This window comes from Bacillus sp. 522_BSPC, from assembly GCF_001076885.1.
GTDB lineage: Bacteria > Bacillota > Bacilli > Bacillales > Cytobacillaceae > Niallia > Niallia hominis.
Genome location: NZ_JVDT01000127.1, coordinates 1 through 17080, shown reverse-complemented (window position 1 = coordinate 17080; position 17080 = coordinate 1). Strand labels below are relative to the sequence as shown.

Sequence of the window (17080 nt, the reverse complement as noted above, 5' to 3'; positions counted from 1 at the left end):
TTCCACTTTGAAAAAACTAAGCAGTCTGAATCCATGTAGACTCCAGTTCGATTCATGGGAAAGCATATTTGAAAGTAAATAAACGATTGGTTTGGAGAGGTGAGCGTCGGAGGCTGTTAAAAAAGTTCAAAATCTTGCCAGACGACTCAAGAGCAAGCCCCATAATACGACGTATTTTCAGGATGTGAGTAATATTACGAAAACACCTTTTTTCCATAACTAATAATAACTCCAAACGATCAAACTATGATTGTTTGGAGTTTTCTTTGGTCGTATTACTTCTCTGTCACCCCCTTTTTGTAACGACAGAGGAATACTTTTTAACTACTTCTAGAAATGCAGATATATAATACATTACATTAATCCATATAAAGTGATACCACCAAAAATAATAATGATTAATCCTGATAATCGATTAATAATCGTTAAAGATTGGCCACTAATTCGATTTCTAAATAATCCTACACTACTACTTAATATTACCCACCATAATGTAGAACCACAGAACACCCCCATCACTAAAATAACAGAAGAAATGATAGTATTTTCTGAGTTTGAAATACCTAAACCTGCAAAAATGGCAATAAATGATAGAATGGTCATTGGATTTGTTAAAGTCAAAAATAAAACTGATACGAACGCATTTATCCTATTTTTCTTTTGAGTATCTGACTGTGTAAAACTAGCCTTAGAAGTCAACGTTTTTATTCCCAAATAACAAAGAAAAAATCCACCTATTAATTGAATCCAAAATTGATGACCAATTAATAAATTAGTAATGACAGTTAAACCAAATCCCGCAATTAATCCATAAATTCCATCCGCAGCAGCTGCTCCTAATCCCGAAACTAATCCCACTATTCTTCCATGTGCTAAAGTTCTTCGGATACATAAAACGCCAATTGGTCCAACTGGTGCTGCAATTGATAAACCAATTAGTAATCCCTTTATATAAAATTCAATAAGCATCTTACTCTCCTTCCTCTATTAAAAATTTATGTTTTTGTAACGGCATTCGAAAAGTTTCTTTTGTTGTATCCATGACAATCGTTGTCTTTGTTCTGATGATACCTTTTAAACCTTTTATCTCATGACTAATCACACGATCTAAATCCTTTGTATTTCTACTTCTAATTTTAAGTAAATAGTCATCTTCTCCTGCAATATGATGACATTCTTGAACTTCTTCTAATTTATTTACTAATTCTAAAAAAGGACCTCTATTTTTCGGATGCTCCAATGATACTGCAACAAATGCAGTTAATTCGCTCCCTACTTTTTCAGAGTCTAATAAGACACTAAAATTCTTAATTACACCTTGCTGAATTAATCGGTTAACACGTTCAGCAGTTGCTGGCGCCGACAACCCAACTTCCTTTGCCAAATCCGCCCATTTAATTCTTGAATTAGCCATTAAACATTCAATTATTTTAAAATCATAAGAATTCATCAATATACGCCTTCTTTTTATAAGTTTTTTTATATTTTACTTACTTTATGAAAGTTAGTCAATTAAATTTGAGTAGTCGTTCGCCTAAATCGTACTCCATTTGCTAAATTTCACTTGTAAAATAGGCTTAATCAATTACCTAAAGCAAAGAAAAACTCCCAATACGTTAAAAACCCTCCGCAAAATAGTATCTACATTTAAGATACACTAATGGGCTTGAATAGAGGAGGTAACAGAGAATTAGTTGGTTTATCAATGGAAGATAGTAAATTTCCCGTTAACTTTGGATTTACTTACTTCAAACACATATATCCTTTTGTAAAATTTGTGAATAAGAAGCACCTTTATCTTTTTATTTGTTTCCTTTTCTTCCAAAAAAAAAGATGCTTCAAACCCTTAAAAATAAGGATTTGAAGCATCTTCATATGGTTCAAACTTTCTCTTTCCGAACCCTTGACGTCCCAGGAGAGATTCGAACTCCCGACCGTACGCTTAGAAGGCGTATGCTCTATCCTGCTGAGCTACTGGGAGGAATACTGTCCCTTATCAGCCAAACAACAGGCATATCAAAGGTTAACACAGACTAAATTTTCACTGTCTGTCTACAATGTATTATAGTAGGGATTAGTACAATTCCCTAACAAAGTTCTATTACCTTATATCAACAGAATAACTCAATTCCTGACTAAATATCAAGGTTTATCTTCTAATTCAAGTTGCAAATTTATAGCTTATTGTTGAAACAGTTCCAAACTGTTATCTAGACATTCAGCAGGTATAGTCAAAGTAAAAAAAGTATGCTTACTCCTTTTCCTTCACAAAGATAAGGGACTTACTAAAATACAAAAATGGTTAAAAGGCATATCAGATTATTAATACATTTAAATTTTAGGAATATAAAAGGAGAGGTATTAAGTTGCCTCTCCTGTTTCATTATTTTATTAATGATATTGAAACCATGCAAACCATTTATTGTTTTTATCTTTTACAATATAAAGCTCCCCTAATGATGCACTTTGAGCAGGAAGTAGTCTTGGAAACCTTAACCTAACAAACCATGAATGATCTGCTACTTCTTTCCCACAAAAGTGTATTGCCATTTTGTAATAATTCTCCTCAAAACCTGTAAGACTTGGCATAGGTTCAATAATTTCAATTTCCCATTCTTTATGTTCAAAACCTTTACCATATACTTTAGGAATAATTTCATTCAAGGCTTTTACTAGTTCATCTTTATCTTTATCAGTAGTCATCACAAGATTTTCAGGTTTAGGGCATTCTGAACCCAGTATGTCCCCTAAGGATACTGTTGGAAACATAAAAATAAATAAAATAAAGAGCAAGAGTATTTTTCTCATATTTTCACCTCTAAATTATTCTGTCTTTAACTTAGAAAAATATGAGAAGTTTTACATCTGCCCTACAAATAAACAACTGTCTATCTAAACTTGTGTATGATGATCCTTTTTCTAAATTTTATATATTGACTTAAAATGCAAAAGCCTATAACAACACCAAATAGATTTAGAATAATATCATCAATATCAAAGACACCTAACAAAGTAAAATATTGAACAATCTCTATTGTCAGGATACCAATAAAAGATGCTAGGATTAACTGTTTAATACCCTCTATCTTAGTAAAGATAAGTGGAAGTAGAATTCCTAAAGGCATAAACAATAAAACATTGCCAAAAGTATTATAAAACCAAGTATTAAAATTATAATGATGAAAATTGGTTAAATAAGTCCCTATGGTTTCAAAAGGGATTAAATTGTGTGATACATCATCATATTTTCCTAAAAGCCTTTCTGGAAAAGAAACACCAACACCAATAAAACTAAATTTCAAGACTAAGGCAATGTAAAAACAAAAAAGAATAATAATGTATTTATTGCTAACAAGCTTCAAGACACACACCTCCCTAAAGAGAGGTATATGTCCAAGACCTAGTATTTATTCAATTGCTGAGTTAAGTATTGATTTTTTATCCTTGTTCAATAAATTGTCCAACATATCAGGTTCAGTGTTAAGCATATCCATAAACAAATTATATGCCTTTGGATTAAATGATCCTTTTAATATGCTCTTTATTTGGACAGAAGGGATAGTATAGCCTATTGGAGTTTTTCTAATTTCAGAAACTGTGAGACCTTTGACATAATGGAGAAACAAAATAGCTCCTAGTATTTCTCCTGTGTAACCCTTGCTTTCTGAATTAATTCTCAGGAGGTTATAAGACTTCTTACTAAATACAGGAGCTTGATTCTCTGAGACTCTCCAAGTATTAAACAGATAATGAATACTCATTTGACTTTCTCCTCCTTTAGAGTAACCCCTCATTTTTCAAATCTCTTAAAAGAGGCATTATGTCTTGCCTTAAATGCTCTAGCTTGTGAATTTCTAATCCCATCTGACTTAGATGAACTCTCTTTCCTGATGGAGCATTAAAGAACCTATCTGCTGTAGAAACTAATTTCCTATCAGTCATGATACTTTTTACCATTGCAAAAGAACCATTGATACTCATCATAATTTCTTTTAACTCAGCTATATCTGCCTCTATTGATTTAGGGCTTGTCTCAGCTATGAAAACATATTTTAAGTTATTAAATATCTGCCTAGCCTGAACATACTTATCAAAGAAAGTTTCTACTACATTACTCAGTTCCTGATTAGACTTGTTAGCCATTGCTACAACAGATGCCTCCTCTAATGTAATCTCTTGAGTTAGCTCTGTAATTGTGATGATTGCTTTTTTGACAGTTACTTTATCAGTGGCAGTTGCTTTTGCCTCCTCAGCCTCAGTCAATCTATCTTTTAATGATTTTATATATTCATTGTCCTTTTTCTCCTGCTCCTCTATCTCCTCTAAATATGTCTCTATTGCCTGTCTTGAAGTTTTTAGCTCATCAAGTTTAGCAGCCATATTATTTTTTACAATTTGTTTATTAATCTCTGTTCTCATTTTAAATTCCCCCAAATAATTTATTAGTCAATTTCAATTGCATCTAATTCCTGATACTCCCTAGAAAGCTCATCTTCTCCTGAGTACACCTCATAATCCAGATAGCAGTTGATTGGATGATAAAGATAAAATTCCTGACCATCTTTTTTCCTTAGCTTTATAGCCTCCAAGAGCTTTTTATTTAGATAAACATTGCTTAACAAAAACTTATGAACTACAACACCTACTTGCTGTCTTGAAAGTCCTACTAGATTTCCAATGCTCTCCTGTGAAATCCAAGCATAACCATCCTTATCAGTATGAGATGCAATAACAAGTAATACTTTTAATGCTGATGGATGAAGTTTGGACAGTCCCCCTTGAGCAATAAAATCTTTGTCTAATGATAGATAAACTTTTTTATCAATTTCATCAGTAGTAAAATTGTAAGATTCTTTTACTGACAGATGAACAAAAGGCTCTTGTTCTATATCAGTATTAGAAAGCCTTTCACTCAGCAGAGTCTTTCCTTGTTGTATGGTATCTCTAGGAATATGTTTTGAGTTTTTTTCATTCACTACATTCATTTACTTACCTCCTAGTAATATTGTCTAATTAAGGTAGAGTCTATTTAGAGACTGAAAGCCCAAAGGGGGGTACAGGGGGGATTAGGGGGTATGGAGCAGGGGGAGAAGTGCTTGAAAAATATCCACAATAAAAAATACCTTGTATGGAAATAAGCACCAAATAACAAGTTATTCCACTGCGTTTTGTAACCTTAATGTAACATTTGTAATGTATTAATGCAGTTTCTATTTTATAACCACTTCCTCAAACACATTTAAAGTGGTTTATTTTTGATTTTTAATAAAAGAGGTAGGTTACCATTCAGTAATATATTGTATGAGAATTCAGTGGCTCACAAAGCTCTTAAAGGGCATATACTAAATGACTTTAAGTATAATTTTTGGTATGAAATAATATTTTCTTAATCTTCTCTTAACATTAACATTTGTAAAATTTGGTATAGTTAGATAGCAAGCTAACATGTTAGAAAGAGGGGATAATCTTTGAAAGAAGTAATTGGTGAACACAAAGATATATTAGTGATGTTAGATCATTTGCTAAAAGAGCAGTCAAAGTTCAACTGGGATAACTTTTATTCTGAAAGAGATAGGGGGATACCTTTTTTTGTAAACTATCCTGATGAAAATTTAGTTAGTTATTTTGAAAATAAACTTTTTATGCCAGGAAGAGTACTTGAATTAGGTTGTGGACCTGGTAGGAATGCCATTTATTTTGCAGAAAGGGGTTGCAGTGTTGATGCAGTAGATCTTTCTCAAGAGTCAATTCAATGGGCAAAAGAAAGAGCCACTGAAAAAAATACAAATGTTAATTTTATAAATAAAAACATATTTGAATTAGAAATAACAGAAGGTCAATATGATATTGTTTATGATTCAGGGTGCTTTCATCATATTGCTCCACACAGAAGAATGAGTTACATAAATTTAGTTAAGAAGGCATTAAAGCCAAATGGTTTCTTTGCTCTCACTTGCTTTATTCCAGGTGGAGAACTTGGTGGAGCAGAAATATCAGATTGGGATGTTTACAGGATGATGAGTTTAAAAGGTGGTCTAGGCTATTCAGAGGAAAAGTTAAGAGAAATCTTCAAGGATTTTAAAGAAATTGAAATAAGAAAAATGCTTGAGATAGAGCAACCAAATAATTTATTTGGAGTTAAAGGGTTAACTACAGCTTTATTTCAAAAATAATATCTATATGTATTTGCACAAACTGACAGGGCTAAATGCTCTGTTTTTTTTATTGAATTTTTTTAAAAAGAAAACTCCTGCCTCAGATGTAGCAGGAGTAATTCTCTTATAGGTATTCCCTTAAATTATCTACAACTGGATAGGTTACACTTAGTTGGACAGATTCGTTAAGGTCATATAAACTTGATTCAATAAATGTCGGAGGAGAGTCAATTATGACCAAAAGAGAAAGAAGAACATTTTCGAAAGAGTTTAAAGAACAAATCGTCCAGCTGCACCTTTCAGGAAAACCTAGAAATGAACTTATCAAAGAATATGAGCTGACGCCTTCTGCCTTTGATAAGTGGGTTAGTCAACATAAAACAACTGGATCTTTTGAAGAGAAAGACAACAGAACTCCAGAACAAGAGGAGTTAATCAGACTCCGCAAAGAAAATCAAAGACTTGCAATGGAGAATGATATTTTAAAGCAAGCCGCGCTGATCATGGGACGAAAGTAGATGTGATTCGTAATAACAGTCACAAATACTCTGTATCAGCAATGTGCGCCGTCCTACAACTTCCAAGAAGTACGTACTACTATGAAGCCAAAATCCGTGATGACCAAGAAAAAGAAGAATTAACAGAACTGATTATAGATATCTTTAAGAAGAACAGAAGTGTATATGGTCAGCGAAAGATAAAGAAGGAGCTATCTAAGAAAGGCTGGCAAGTTTCACGTCGCCGTATTGGGCAAATAATGAAAGAACAAGGACTTGTCTCCAAGTACACAATTGCTCAATTTAAACCAAAGAAAACTACTGTAAATGAGTCTGAAATTGGAAATACCTTGAATCGAGAATTTGATCAAGAAGAAGAATTAAAGGTTATTGTGAGTGATTTAACATATGTTCGTGTACAACAAAAATGGCACTATATTTGTGTATTAGTAGATTTATATAATCGAGAAATAATTGGTCACAGTGCTGGTCCTCATAAGGACGCAGCCTTAGTTCAACGTGCCTTTGCGACAGTTAAATACAATCTAAATCGTCTCGAACTTTTCCACACAGACCGAGGAAGTGAATTTAAAAATAAACTTATTGATGAAGCGCTAGAGACATTTGGTATTGAAAGATCCTTAAGTGAAAAAGGTACACCGTATGACAATGCAGTGGCCGAAGCAACATTCAAAACGATTAAAACAGAATTTGTAAGTAGTATGGTCTTTTCAAGTCAACGAGAGCTTGATCTGGAGCTCTTTGATTACGTAAATTGGTTTAATAATATTCGAATTCATGGATCCTTAGACTATTTAACACCTAAGGAATACAAGAATAGGGACCAGGCAGGAACATGCGCTATTTCGTAGAGGAACGTGCACTTTACTTGGAGAGGCGGGCAGGATAGCCTAGATAGCTGAGCCAGATTTATTGTACATCTGGCTTCCTGGCTCAAAATCTTGCCCGTAGAGGCTCAAAGTCAAGTGACAAAAAGTAAGCACTAGCTTCCAATAAAGTGCTAGAACTTAGAACACCACAAACAAGTTTATGTTCCATTAAATATTTGTTCAGTTTAGTGTTGACATACCACAACTTCCTCAACATCTAAATCAAGATGCTGAGTAGTAACTGCTAAGTTAGAATGTCCAAGAGCCTTTGATATTAGTGCAAGATTAGCTCCGTTATCTAATAAGCTCTTTGCATATCCCCTTCTAAGAGCATGAGGATTAATGTTATTTAAGCCATATCTTTTAGAATATTTGTGGAGCTGCTTAGAAATGGCATTATTAGTTGACTTTGTATCTAATGATGTACCTTTGTAGCTTATAAACAGATAAGAATTCTTCTGACCATAATACTGCCTTATCTTGTCATTCTGCATGATTAAAATCTTTAGCAAGTGTATTAACTCATCATCAAGAGGTAACTTTAACAGCTTGTGGTTTTTTAGTATTGTGCCATCCATACATAATAGCTTATTCTCAAAATCAATATGTTTCTCTTGGAGCTGACCTAATGTATTTATCCTAACTCCTGTCCTATACAGAGTGAGAACTGCCACAGCATCCCTCAAACCTATAAAGGTATTCAAGTCTAACAAAGAGAGTAAAACCATTACATCATCTTTCTTAACACCTTTCTTGACCTGTTTATCAACTTTAATGTTAATGCCATTCCAAAACTTTGATTGTACCCATCCATTATTAAAACACTTGCCTAGAATAGCCTTGAGGCATTTTAGCCTAGTCAGTTTAGTCTGATTGGATACATCCATTGAATTGAGCCATGAGTATATAGTATCTGTTGTTATTTGCTCAAGATATTTTACATTTGTGGCTTTCCTAAACTGTACCATGTAGTTTAAATAGTCAGTAATAGTTCTTTCTCTGTATCCACTAACTTTCATTTGCTGAATGATAATTTCAATAACACTGTCTAAATCTCTGCCTTCTTCCTTTACAGCTACTGTTACAGCTACTGTTGTATGAGCTGAGGATGTCCCTGAGTACTTAGACTGTCCAGAGAGCTTAGTCTCTACTCCTGATCCAATGCCCTGCTTAAACAGGTTAATATCTGCTCCTACATCAAAAATACCTTTTTTCTTTGTCATGCTATCTCCTCCAGTAAAATTAACTTGGAGGCAATAGAAAATTGTAGGGATAAAAAAAGAGATGCTCCCACAGTGTTATAATCTGTGTTAGCATCCCTTATCTGTCAAAACCCCTGTCATATCAAGGGTTAAACTGTTATGTAATGGCGTCCCAGGAGAGATTCGAACTCCCGACCGACGGCTTAGAAGGCCGTTGCTCTATCCAGCTGAGCTACTGGGACATGGTTTATTTGATTATTTTCGAAACAGTTACCTAAAGTATTGTATCATAACCTTTTAAAAAATCATAGTCTTTCTTTATAATACCTATAATTTAAGTGTTACTAAGTTGAAAATAATCTATTAAAATATACTTAAAATAATTTAAGTTTATAAAAATACGTCCCAGGAGAGATTCGAACTCCCGACCGACGGCTTAGAAGGCCGTTGCTCTATCCAGCTGAGCTACTGGGACATGTTATGTATTTGCTTTAGTCCTAATGAGGACAATAATTATTATATGACTATAGAAAAACAAAGTCAATAGTTAATTAAAGTTTTTTTCCTAATGAGGAATTTTTTTCTCCTCATTAGGAAAAATCATACTAAAGAGAAAAATCATTCTTTAATTCTGGAAGTAAACCTTTATGAAAATCATAGACCTCAGTCTCTAACCGATCACGCTCAATCGTTAAAATCACATATGTTTGTTCCATTCTTCCCCTAGGCAGACGCAAACTACCAGGATTGATGAATAAAACATCATCAACTACTTCCATCCCTAAATAATGAGAATGACCAAAGCAAGCGATGTCTGCCTGTACTTCCTTTGCTTTATACAATAGGCTATTAAGAGAAGACTTTACACCATATAGGTGCCCATGCGTTAAAAAAATCTTTTTTCCAGCGATTTCTTGAATTGTTTCGGTTGGATATTTGTCCTCATAATCACAGTTACCTTGAACGGTAATATAGCCCTCCATCACATCTTCGCTTGCAGCTAATTCTGAATCGCCACAATGTAGAAATAAGTCTACTTCTTTTCCATGTCTTTTCTTTAAAACACCTAATTCGGATACCAAACCATGACTGTCACTAACAATCAAAACCTTCATCCTAGTTCCCTTCCTTAAAAACAGCAGGTAACTGTTCTTTTAGTTTTTTCAATGCATTTGCACGGTGACTAATATTATTTTTTACTTTTGGAGGCAATTCAGCCATCGCCTTTTTCTCCTCTACTACATAAAAGATCGGATCATAACCAAATCCATATTCTCCTCTTCTTTCCTCCAATATAACCCCTTCACAGGTGCCAGTAAATGTTAGAGAGGCTTCATTTGGAATAGCAACCGCTAATGTACAACAGAAGCGAGCTGTTCTCTCTTCTGTTGGAATTCCCTCTAATTCACGTAAAACTTTATCCATATTGTCTTGATCGTTTTTTTGTTCTCCAGCATATCGAGCTGAGTATACTCCTGGTCTACCCTTTAAAGCATCTACCACAAGACCAGAATCATCAGAAATAACGACACGATTTAGTAGTTTAGAAATGGTTTCTGCTTTGAGAAGGGCGTTTTCTTCAAATGTACTTCCCGTTTCCTCTACATCCGGCACATCTGGAAAGTCTATAAGTGTTTTTACTTCATAGCCAAGTGGCGAAAACATTTGAACAAATTCCTTCGCCTTACCTGTATTCTTTGTTGCAATTATAATCTCTTTCATCATAATTCTCCTTAATTAACCAAAAATGTCATTTCCTTTACTTTAACATAAAACAAACTATATTCTTCAGTTTACTACGCTAAAAAAAATACGTCTATATACACAGTATATACCCTTTCTTCCTTAATTCAAAAGGAGGTTTTGTGAAGTTTTTTCCAATCATTAAACATAAAGGGTAGTGGTGAGGTAATAGATTTATTATTTTTTCTGTACTAAATAAAAAGAAGCCTAGGAGTATCCCAAGCTTCTTTCGCCTCTTAAACTAATCTTAAAAACTACCTGTATTCACATTTTCTGGACGAGTTACTGGTTTAGTTAAGCTTTCACCCTCTGCATTTACTAAATCAGCCTCTCCATTAACCGTAATAGCAACACTTTCAATGCCTTCTTGTTCTGTTAAAGAAAGTACTAAGGAATTTAATATCTCATCAGCGACTACCTTTTCTTCTCCATCTAGTCCGCTTGAATAAATATTTTCATTGAAATTCAACGTAACCTTTCCATCCTCTACTACCGGATCGTCTAATAGCTTAACATCCTCAGGTAATAAGCTCGTTAAGGATGGTGATGCACTCATACCTGGTCCTTCTATTAGCTCCCCAACTGCTGCTTCTACATTATTTTCTTCCCCATTGCTGACACGCTTTGTTACTGGAACATAATAGTAAGACTCTAAATCTCCGCCAATATAATAAACAGTCAACGGCTTTGTATTTGTTATATCTGTCACGTCATCTGTATTAACATTTATGCCATCTGCTCTTGTCAAAGCACCTTGAATCGGTGTTTTATTTACGGGCATTTCTGTCAATGCATGACCGTTTAGAGATAGCTTTACAGAATCAATGGAATCAAACTGTGTCAACGTCCATGTGATAGATTGTAAGATTTTCTCTTCATCTTTTGCCTCATACTCTTTAAACTCATTTGAAAAATCAACAGTAGCCACTTTATCATCATCGACATTTATACTGATTTTTGTATCTTGGGGAATAACTGCCTGAAAATCATTTGGCAGCATTTCCGTTACCTTTCCACCCGTAACTAAATATTCAAGGCTTTCTTGTGCAATCGAGTTTGTTTTTGGCAAGTTTAATGTTTGAGGGACAACATAACCGTATTTATCCATTAAATATAATTCAATAGGCATTGTATCCTCTGCTGCAACTTCACCTGTTGTTTCTTGGTCAGCATTTTCCTTAACTGCATCATCCTCATAAGTTGTAGATTGAGGTGGGTCTACGTTTTCTTTATCTCCCAATAAGCTACAACCAGAGATCAACACAGATGATATGATAACCGCTGAAACTATGGTCAATTTGTTATTCTTAGACATCTTCATCACTCCTAAGACAGTTTGTACTAATATATATACGAGCCTATATTATTTTTAGACCGCCTTTAGGAGATTTTTTTTTAAAAAGACTGTCTTTCGGTTTTTATCAACTATCATTTACCAAATAATAATAGGAAATATACCGATAAGACAGTCTTAATTGATTATGTCAGCTTAATTGTTTCAACAGAATCTATTTTTTGATTAAGCCAGTTTGAAGCTATCCTCGCAAAAATATCCTTCGACCCAGTAGTATAAAAATGATGTTCTACTTCATTTTCTCCTGAAGCAAGTTGGTCATTATGATTTAAAATGGTACTAACTTCTCGTGCCGTTTCTGCTCCAGAACTAATCACCTTTACCTTATTCCCCATCTCTTCTCGAATTACTTTTGCCAACAAAGGATAATGGGTGCAGCCAAGTATTAATGTATCAATCTCTTTGTTCTTTAACGGCCACAGCGTTTCTTTCACGATTTTCCTTGCTACCGGACCATCATATTCTCCGCTCTCTACCAAAGGAACAAATTTTGGGCATGCTAAACTAACTGTTCTTACTCTATTATTAATCTTCTTTAGTGCTTTTTCATACGCTCGACTTCGAACAGTACCAATTGTTCCAATCATACCGATATAATTATTATTTGTTACCTTTAATGCTGTTCGTGCCCCTGGAACGATTACTCCAATTACTGGAATAGATAGTTGTGCTCGAATCTCTTCCAATGCTACAGCAGTAGCAGTATTACAGGCAATGACAAGCATTTTTATATTTTTCTCTAACAAGAACCTAGTCATTTCCCAAGTGAATTTTTTCACTTCTTCTCCGGTTCTTGGTCCATATGGACATCTTGCCGTATCTCCTAAGTATACGATGTTCTCAAAAGGAAGCTGGCGTATAATTTCCTTTGCTACCGTTAATCCACCAACTCCAGAATCTATAACCCCTATTGCTCTTTCCAAAAAACCGCCTCATTTTTCTCGCATTACTTGATGTAAACGCATGAAATTTTTCTTTAATTCTTCGATATCATCAGTCGTATAGTCATTCAGTACCTCTTGAAGATAGCCTTGACGCTTTTTGATTACTTCGTCAATTAGCCTCTTCCCTTCTTCCAGCATATGAATACGAACGACACGTCGATCATTCGGATCCTTCACTCTTAGTACTAATTTATTCTTTTCCATACGATCAACTAAATCAGTTGTTGTGCTAAAGGCTAGGAACATTTTATTCGACAATTCTCCTATCGTCATATCCCCCTCTTCAAATAGCCATTGCAGGGCGACAAATTGAGGAGGAGTCATTGTATAATTACTTAATATTTCTCTCCCCTTTTGTTTGATGATACCAGATATGTATCGCATATCCTTTTCGATTGTAGCTATATTCTCTAAGTATTCCTTTGCGTTTTTCTCTTCAGTCATCATGATTCCAACTCCTACTTATAAATATACAAATATAATTAATTTCCGACAAATTTCATATCTTCTTTATTTACAATTATAATCTACAATTATTAAATCGTAAATGTGTTACCCTTTCCCATTCCTGACAGGAAAAAACTAACAGAATAAAAAGAATGATTTCCCTCACAATATTAAAGATATAATTGGAGGTGTTAGGATGTTTTTTCATGTGAAAGAATTGCAATACATAGCTAAACCAGATAACCCAGATCCTATTTATGCAAAAAAGCTTCAGGAAGTGTTAGGTGGCCAATTTGGAGAAATTTCGGTTATGTTGCAATATTTATTTCAGGGTTGGAATTGCAGAGCTGAAAAAAAATATCGAGATATGCTTTTAGATATAGGTACTGAAGAAATAGCTCATGTTGAAATGTTAGCTACCATGATTGCACAATTACTTGACAAGGCTCCTGTAGAGGAACAAGAGCAGGCGGCCAAAGATCCAATAATTGCTAGCGTTATGGGCGGAATGAATCCACAGCATGCAATAGTTAATGGTTTAGGAGCTAGCCCAAACGATAGCGCAGGCTATCCATGGAATGCTCGCTATACCATTGCAAGTGGAAATCTTCTTGCAGACTTCAGAGCAAATCTAAATGCCGAATCACAAGGAAGACTCCAAGTCGTTCGTCTATATGAAATGACAGATGATAAAGGTGTAAGAGATATGCTTTCCTTCTTAATTGCACGTGACACCATGCATCAAAACCAATGGTTAGCCGCAATCGCAGAATTAGAAGAGAAAGAAGGCAAAGTAGTACCAAGTACCTTTAATCGCCAGTACGAAAAATCTGATGTTGCTTATAAATTCATAAGCTGTTCTGAAGGTACTGAAAGTCAAGCCGGTAGATGGGCAAAAGGTCCATCTATGGATGGCATGGGACAATTTGAATATGTAGAACATCCTGTTGGAACAGGGCAAGCTCCCGAGTTAGAACAAGCTCCAGGGTATATTCATGGAACACCCAAAAATATGCAAACAATTTTCTTAAAAGATAATGGAGTTTCAAATTAGAAACTCGTTTAAGCATTAATTATAAAAGGAAACAATAAAAAGCCACGGGATGACTAATTCCTCGTGGTTTTTATTGGTAAAATGACAGCCAAATAAAAGACAAAGGTAAATAAAAACAGTCCTCATTAAGAATAGGTCTAATGATCTATTTGTGTTTATTTTCTGACTTCTATGATCATTCTTCTCATTCTATAGTTTTTTCTCACTTAGCTTTCCTATTTTAAAGTCAACAATTAAACAAACTAAAAAGAAGATGACCCATATAAGCGGCAAAGGAGTAGAATTTCCTCCCCGCTTATACGAGATCATCTTCTTTATTATAGCTCTAATTCTCCCATTCTTAGAAGCTCTACAACAGCCTGTGAACGCCCCTTCACGCCCAGCTTCTGCATAACATTGGGAATATATACCTATTGCATACTAAAAACACATAAGTACATCCATCTTTATGATGGTGTGTAAACGTGATCTATTAAGGCTTTGAAACAATTAGTATTTCACAGTTCATTTATTCCTCATCTGAAGAATTAGAATATAAATCCTTTTCAACTTGAACCCACTTGATAAGACCCTGTCATTTAGGATATTCCTTTTCGTAATCTATATTAGAATTTATTTATTCCGTTCCCTTTGTAGTTATCCCTGCTGGTTTAATAGAAAAATAATCTCCTACTCTTAAAACACGTTCTAAATACCCTTCATTTTCTAAAAAGCTGATAAAGTTTTCAAACTCTCTTTGTTTAAATCCGTTTTTTTCACTAAATCACCAGAATAATAGAAAAATAAGGAAATATGAATATTTTATTTGTCTAAACAAAAGTATAGAATAATCACTAATATATACTATTGTAAAATTTTACGAATTTTTTGTAAAAAAAGGAATTTAGATACTTGATGTTTAACTGTAAATATATGGTGTCTAGCTATATATTGAGGGGGAAATTTTTTGAATAAGTTAAATAGTTATCTTTTCTTAACACTTTTAACATTATGTTTAGGCTTTTCTTTTGAAAATAAAGTATTGTATCTGCTGAAGATGATACTTTCGAGGAGATCGTTGACCCAGATTATGTTCTAACTGAAATAATTATTGAAGATAGTCAACAATCTAATATATTGATTCCTTCAATTGGTACAGGAACTGGAGGCATAACACCAAATGCATATATGTTTACAGAATGGAGAATTTATTCAAAATCTCAATTAAGTGATGTATATGGAAGTTGGATAGCAGGTCCATCTGGGTGGGGACCATCAAGACTTTCATGGTCAGATAGAATAGGAGTTTCTAACTCTTATACAGGTACATTAAAAGTTAGCAAGTCTGCAGTCGATGCTTCAGTAGGTTTTTCCATTAGTACATCATATACTAAAACCGCTACTTACTCAGTTGAACCACCATGCAACCAAGAATGGACGATTATGTATCGAAAACGTTATGATAAATGGAAGGTAACTCAGCGTACTTATAGACATGAAGGTTCTACACATTATTGGACTAGTGATTATGCATATGTTTATCCTAAAAAGTTTGATAACTTTAGTTATGATTACAACGTTACCGACACTCGATGAAATTTTATAATTAACTTTAGAATTTAAATAATATAAATAAATATAAAACAGCTATCCCCTGAAAAAAATTAGGAGGTAAATATGAATAAAAAAATCCTATATTTAATTATTTCATTATTAATTTTATGCACTTTTTCTTTAGTTTTTTTAAAAAATAGCAATTCCAAAGCTAACCAAAGTGAAGAAGAAGACTTTAACTTCTCATCCGTAAAAGGTATACTTATTTATTCTTTTTGGGATAGCTATATCTTTGCAAATAAAAATGAGGAAGTAAAAATCCAGATTCCCGTATATGATTTTGATTCAGAGCTAAAATCCTCTAATATTAAATTAGAAAACTTTCATATTGGAGAAGTAAAAGATTTAGAGCTAACCCCTAAAAATAAATTCAAAGACTTTGACCAATATATTCTTGATATTACTCTAATTCCTGAAAAAGAGGGTCAACATAATTTAGATGATTTAAGATTAACAATTACTACAGAAGAAAATGAATATAACCAAACTTTAGGAAAGTGGAACTTTGAAATACAAGAAGAACAACTAAACAATAGTTTTCTTGAAATTAAGGGTGGGACTTTGTTAGAGAATTGGACAGATAATTATAACAATAATTTTGAATATTCAACTAACCTTCATAATATAAGCGACTCAAGTATCCTAATTAAAGATATAGAAATAAATAATCCTAGAATAAATATAGTAACTGGAATTTCACAGGATGTTTTATACAAAATGAAAGAGAACAGATTTACTATAAATCTAAATATTAACCAAACTAAAGGTAATGCCGTTATTAGACCAAAACTAGTATACAGTATAGATAACAAAGAAATGTTCATGCCACTAAATCAAGCCATCTATGCTTCAACTGTCCCTTATTCCGAGCTAGTGGAAATTTTACAAGAAAACGGAATGTTAAATAAAGAAAAATAGATAAAAAAGCACTTCCTAGATGATACATTTAGTATCTTACCAAGAGGTGCAGATGTTTGATTATGCATTGTTTGAATTTAGACTTACTTTTCTTTTTAAGATATTTACTAAATCATTGAATCATTCTTATACTAATTCGAAAGGTGACCCAAATAAGACATCCCCAATCTTTTCTTTTAATTTTAAAGGAAAGATTACGTTTGGTTTTGTCTATTTAGCGAGTCACCTTTCTACATTAAAGCTCTAATTCTCCCATTCTTAGAAGCTCTACAACAGCCTGTGA

General features: G+C 33.7%; 18 protein-coding genes, 3 tRNA genes and 1 pseudogene. 5 read left to right on the top strand and 17 right to left on the bottom strand.

Going from position 1 to position 17080, the window contains the following annotated elements; translation table 11 throughout:
• Positions 1 to 354: 354 nt before the first annotated feature.
• The 8 genes from ADJ83_RS10125 to ADJ83_RS10090 all read right to left on the bottom strand — a co-directional run bounded on the left by ADJ83_RS10125 (position 355) and on the right by ADJ83_RS10090 (position 4985).
• A complete protein-coding gene (locus ADJ83_RS10125; protein WP_031534726.1) occupies positions 355 to 969 on the bottom strand; it encodes a LysE family translocator in 615 nt (204 codons plus the stop codon).
• Between the two features lies 1 nt (position 970).
• Positions 971 to 1450 (bottom strand): Lrp/AsnC family transcriptional regulator, encoded by a 480-nt coding sequence (locus tag ADJ83_RS10120; protein ID WP_031534728.1) that lies wholly within the window; start codon positions 1448 to 1450, stop codon positions 971 to 973.
• Positions 1451 to 1907: 457 nt separating this feature from the next.
• Positions 1908 to 1980, bottom strand: a tRNA-Arg gene (locus ADJ83_RS10115).
• Between the two features lie 411 nt (positions 1981 to 2391).
• Positions 2392 to 2808 carry a hypothetical protein gene (locus ADJ83_RS10110; protein ID WP_031534730.1) on the bottom strand — a complete coding sequence of 139 codons (417 nt, stop codon included), beginning with the start codon at positions 2806 to 2808 and terminating at the stop codon, positions 2392 to 2394.
• 80 nt (positions 2809 to 2888) lie between these two features.
• Positions 2889 to 3362 carry a VanZ family protein gene (locus ADJ83_RS10105; protein WP_048717716.1) on the bottom strand — a complete coding sequence of 158 codons (474 nt, stop codon included), beginning with the start codon at positions 3360 to 3362 and terminating at the stop codon, positions 2889 to 2891.
• Positions 3363 to 3407: 45 nt separating this feature from the next.
• Positions 3408 to 3761, bottom strand: a complete 354-nt coding sequence (locus ADJ83_RS10100) for a hypothetical protein (RefSeq protein WP_031534734.1) — start codon at positions 3759 to 3761, stop codon at positions 3408 to 3410.
• A 16-nt stretch (positions 3762 to 3777) separates the two neighbouring features.
• Positions 3778 to 4419, bottom strand: a complete 642-nt coding sequence (locus ADJ83_RS10095) for a hypothetical protein (RefSeq protein WP_031534736.1) — start codon at positions 4417 to 4419, stop codon at positions 3778 to 3780.
• 23 nt (positions 4420 to 4442) lie between these two features.
• Positions 4443 to 4985: a helix-turn-helix domain-containing protein gene (locus tag ADJ83_RS10090; RefSeq protein ID WP_031534737.1), complete on the bottom strand. Its 543-nt coding sequence runs from the start codon at positions 4983 to 4985 to the stop codon at positions 4443 to 4445.
• A gap of 483 nt (positions 4986 to 5468) precedes the next feature.
• Between ADJ83_RS10090 and ADJ83_RS10085 the strand changes: the two genes are divergently transcribed.
• Together ADJ83_RS10085 and ADJ83_RS10075 are read left to right on the top strand one after the other, a co-directional pair.
• Positions 5469 to 6173 (top strand): class I SAM-dependent methyltransferase, encoded by a 705-nt coding sequence (locus tag ADJ83_RS10085; protein WP_031534740.1) that lies wholly within the window; start codon positions 5469 to 5471, stop codon positions 6171 to 6173.
• 215 nt (positions 6174 to 6388) lie between these two features.
• A protein-coding gene (locus tag ADJ83_RS10075; protein WP_109767442.1) for an IS3 family transposase occupies positions 6389 to 7524 on the top strand; the annotation gives its coding sequence in 2 pieces (ribosomal slippage) (positions 6389 to 6638 and positions 6638 to 7524; 1137 coding nt in all).
• A gap of 203 nt (positions 7525 to 7727) precedes the next feature.
• Here the strand turns inward: ADJ83_RS10075 and ADJ83_RS10070 are convergent.
• The 8 genes from ADJ83_RS10070 to ADJ83_RS10035 all read right to left on the bottom strand — a co-directional run bounded on the left by ADJ83_RS10070 (position 7728) and on the right by ADJ83_RS10035 (position 13232).
• A complete protein-coding gene (locus ADJ83_RS10070) occupies positions 7728 to 8765 on the bottom strand; it encodes a tyrosine-type recombinase/integrase (RefSeq protein WP_031534746.1) in 1038 nt (345 codons plus the stop codon).
• A gap of 144 nt (positions 8766 to 8909) precedes the next feature.
• Positions 8910 to 8986 (bottom strand) — tRNA-Arg (locus tag ADJ83_RS10065).
• Positions 8987 to 9145: 159 nt separating this feature from the next.
• Positions 9146 to 9219, bottom strand: a tRNA-Arg gene (locus tag ADJ83_RS10060).
• Positions 9220 to 9349: 130 nt separating this feature from the next.
• Complete coding sequence (locus ADJ83_RS10055) at positions 9350 to 9859, bottom strand: metallophosphoesterase family protein (RefSeq protein WP_031534748.1); 510 nt, start codon at positions 9857 to 9859, stop codon at positions 9350 to 9352.
• 1 nt (position 9860) lies between these two features.
• Positions 9861 to 10466 carry an XTP/dITP diphosphatase gene (locus ADJ83_RS10050; protein ID WP_031534750.1) on the bottom strand — a complete coding sequence of 202 codons (606 nt, stop codon included), beginning with the start codon at positions 10464 to 10466 and terminating at the stop codon, positions 9861 to 9863.
• Positions 10467 to 10734: 268 nt separating this feature from the next.
• Positions 10735 to 11802, bottom strand: a complete 1068-nt coding sequence (locus ADJ83_RS10045; RefSeq protein ID WP_031534752.1) for a GerMN domain-containing protein — start codon at positions 11800 to 11802, stop codon at positions 10735 to 10737.
• A 164-nt stretch (positions 11803 to 11966) separates the two neighbouring features.
• Entirely contained in the window at positions 11967 to 12764 is a 798-nt protein-coding gene (gene racE / locus ADJ83_RS10040; RefSeq protein ID WP_031534753.1) for a glutamate racemase, read from the bottom strand.
• Positions 12765 to 12773: 9 nt separating this feature from the next.
• Positions 12774 to 13232 (bottom strand): MarR family winged helix-turn-helix transcriptional regulator, encoded by a 459-nt coding sequence (locus ADJ83_RS10035; protein WP_031534755.1) that lies wholly within the window; start codon positions 13230 to 13232, stop codon positions 12774 to 12776.
• A gap of 196 nt (positions 13233 to 13428) precedes the next feature.
• Between ADJ83_RS10035 and ADJ83_RS10030 the strand changes: the two genes are divergently transcribed.
• Positions 13429 to 14286 (top strand): manganese catalase family protein, encoded by an 858-nt coding sequence (locus tag ADJ83_RS10030; protein WP_048717715.1) that lies wholly within the window; start codon positions 13429 to 13431, stop codon positions 14284 to 14286.
• A gap of 317 nt (positions 14287 to 14603) precedes the next feature.
• Here the strand turns inward: ADJ83_RS10030 and ADJ83_RS24830 are convergent.
• Positions 14604 to 14693, bottom strand: a pseudogene (locus ADJ83_RS24830) (DNA-binding response regulator); the annotation flags it as partial.
• 709 nt (positions 14694 to 15402) lie between these two features.
• Here ADJ83_RS24830 and ADJ83_RS10025 point away from each other — a divergent pair.
• A complete protein-coding gene (locus tag ADJ83_RS10025) occupies positions 15403 to 15861 on the top strand; it encodes a hypothetical protein (RefSeq protein ID WP_152910813.1) in 459 nt (152 codons plus the stop codon).
• A gap of 81 nt (positions 15862 to 15942) precedes the next feature.
• Complete coding sequence (locus ADJ83_RS10020; RefSeq protein WP_031534761.1) at positions 15943 to 16797, top strand: hypothetical protein; 855 nt, start codon at positions 15943 to 15945, stop codon at positions 16795 to 16797.
• The last annotated feature ends 283 nt before the right edge of the window (positions 16798 to 17080 follow it).

What these genes read in the sequence shown, in the direction of transcription:
- ADJ83_RS10050 (WP_031534750.1), bottom strand. Translation starts at nt 10,466, where the DNA reads ATGAAAGAGATTATAATTGCAACAAAGAATACAGGTAAGGCGAAGGAA.
- ADJ83_RS10120 (WP_031534728.1), bottom strand. Translation starts at nt 1,450, where the DNA reads ATGAATTCTTATGATTTTAAAATAATTGAATGTTTAATGGCTAATTCA.
- ADJ83_RS10100 (WP_031534734.1), bottom strand. Translation starts at nt 3,761, where the DNA reads ATGAGTATTCATTATCTGTTTAATACTTGGAGAGTCTCAGAGAATCAA.
- ADJ83_RS10045 (WP_031534752.1), bottom strand. Translation starts at nt 11,802, where the DNA reads ATGTCTAAGAATAACAAATTGACCATAGTTTCAGCGGTTATCATATCA.
- ADJ83_RS10020 (WP_031534761.1), top strand. Translation starts at nt 15,943, where the DNA reads ATGAATAAAAAAATCCTATATTTAATTATTTCATTATTAATTTTATGC.
- ADJ83_RS10035 (WP_031534755.1), bottom strand. Translation starts at nt 13,232, where the DNA reads ATGATGACTGAAGAGAAAAACGCAAAGGAATACTTAGAGAATATAGCT.
- ADJ83_RS10030 (WP_048717715.1), top strand. Translation starts at nt 13,429, where the DNA reads ATGTTTTTTCATGTGAAAGAATTGCAATACATAGCTAAACCAGATAAC.
- ADJ83_RS10110 (WP_031534730.1), bottom strand. Translation starts at nt 2,808, where the DNA reads ATGAGAAAAATACTCTTGCTCTTTATTTTATTTATTTTTATGTTTCCA.
- ADJ83_RS10055 (WP_031534748.1), bottom strand. Translation starts at nt 9,859, where the DNA reads ATGAAGGTTTTGATTGTTAGTGACAGTCATGGTTTGGTATCCGAATTA.
- ADJ83_RS10125 (WP_031534726.1), bottom strand. Translation starts at nt 969, where the DNA reads ATGCTTATTGAATTTTATATAAAGGGATTACTAATTGGTTTATCAATT.
- ADJ83_RS10070 (WP_031534746.1), bottom strand. Translation starts at nt 8,765, where the DNA reads ATGACAAAGAAAAAAGGTATTTTTGATGTAGGAGCAGATATTAACCTG.
- ADJ83_RS10090 (WP_031534737.1), bottom strand. Translation starts at nt 4,985, where the DNA reads ATGAATGTAGTGAATGAAAAAAACTCAAAACATATTCCTAGAGATACC.
- ADJ83_RS10095 (WP_031534736.1), bottom strand. Translation starts at nt 4,419, where the DNA reads ATGAGAACAGAGATTAATAAACAAATTGTAAAAAATAATATGGCTGCT.